Source organism: Mesorhizobium sp. BR1-1-13, from assembly GCF_020165515.1.
Classification (GTDB): domain Bacteria; phylum Pseudomonadota; class Alphaproteobacteria; order Rhizobiales; family Rhizobiaceae; genus Mesorhizobium.
In genome coordinates this window covers 1-1,358 of the sequence record NZ_JAIUIH010000031.1, presented here as the reverse complement: position 1 = coordinate 1,358, position 1,358 = coordinate 1, and the positions used below count along the sequence as shown (strand labels likewise).

At 66.9% G+C, this 1,358-nt stretch carries 1 protein-coding gene; it reads left to right on the top strand.

Translation table 11 applies throughout. From position 1 onward, the window contains the following. Nucleotides 1–1,358, top strand: a 1,358-nt coding sequence (locus LB533_RS29790) for a DUF5801 repeats-in-toxin domain-containing protein (protein ID WP_224678887.1), incomplete at both ends; no start/stop codon positions are given.

Below are 1,358 nucleotides of genomic sequence, written 5' to 3'. Positions count from 1 at the left end.
CGGTCTCGGTCACGGTCACCGCGACCGACGGCGACGGCGACCACGCCACACAGAGCGCCGACATCTCCCAGACCATCGTCTTCGAGGATGACGGGCCGAAGGTCCTGAGCGGCCATGCCGCGCCGGTGACGATCGACGAGGACGACATTGCCAGCCTGCTGTCGCAGGGAACCTCGCCCTATGACGGGTCCGGCGACGGTTCGGGCACGGAGTTCCCATTCGGTGCGGCGATCGCATCCGGCTCGTTGAACGGGCTTGTCGACTTCGGCGCCGACGGCCCGGCCGCCGGCGGCGGTTTCGGCTTCACCGGCACGGCGGCCGCAGACCTGACGGCCATCGGGCTGTCGTCGAAGGGCGCCGAGCTGAGCTGGATGGTCCAGGGCAACACGCTGGTCGGCTTTGTCGACAGCAACCATAACGGCACTTATAACGTGCTTGGCGACCGCACCGTGATGACGGTGACGCTGAACGCCTCGAGCGGCGCCTTCGTGGTGCGCCAGTTCGACCAGCTCGACCATGTCGCGCCGGCGGCCGGAACATCGGACCAGAACACCGCGCTGCAGACGCATCTGGGTGGCGGCAGCGTGGCCGGCATCGACCTCGGCTCGGTGTTCCAGGCCAAGGACGGCGACGGCGATACGGTGACGCTGACCGGCAAAGCGACGGTCACCGTGGTCGACGACGTGCCGCAGGTGTTCATCGCGACGACCGGCGTGTCGGTCGTGCATGACGAGACGGCGGGCAACCAGAACGACGACACCAGCAGCGCCTCGGTCGCGCACCAGTTCGATTCGCTTGGCCTGGGTACGGCAAGCCTGGGCTATGCGCATGGCAACCAGCCGGTGGTGCTGTTCGGGTCGCTGCTCGGCACGGACGAGCCGCGCGCGGCGGTGCTCAGCCTTGCGGTCGCGGCGCCGGGCACGGATTCGGGCCTGAAGACGACCGACGGGCACGAGATCTCTCTGTTCAAGGAAGGCAATCTGATCGTCGGCCGCGTCGACAACAACAATGGCACACCCAACGACAAGGGTGCTGTCGCCTTCGCGGTCTCGGTCGACCAGACCGGCCATATCTCGACGGCACAATATCTGTCGCTGCAGCATCCGCTGGCCGGCAGCGGTTCGGGCGGCTCCTATGACGAGCCGGTCAACCTGTCGAACAAGATCAATGCGGTGGTCACGGTCACCGACTTCGACGGCGACACAGTCAGCCAGTCACTCGCCATCGGCGCCAAGATCATCTTCGAGGACGATGGGCCGAAGGTGACGGCTGTCGCCGCCAGCGGCGTTACGGTAGCGCTTGACGAGACGGCGACCACGAGCGATGCGGCCTTGATCGCCACGCCCGGCATCACCAAG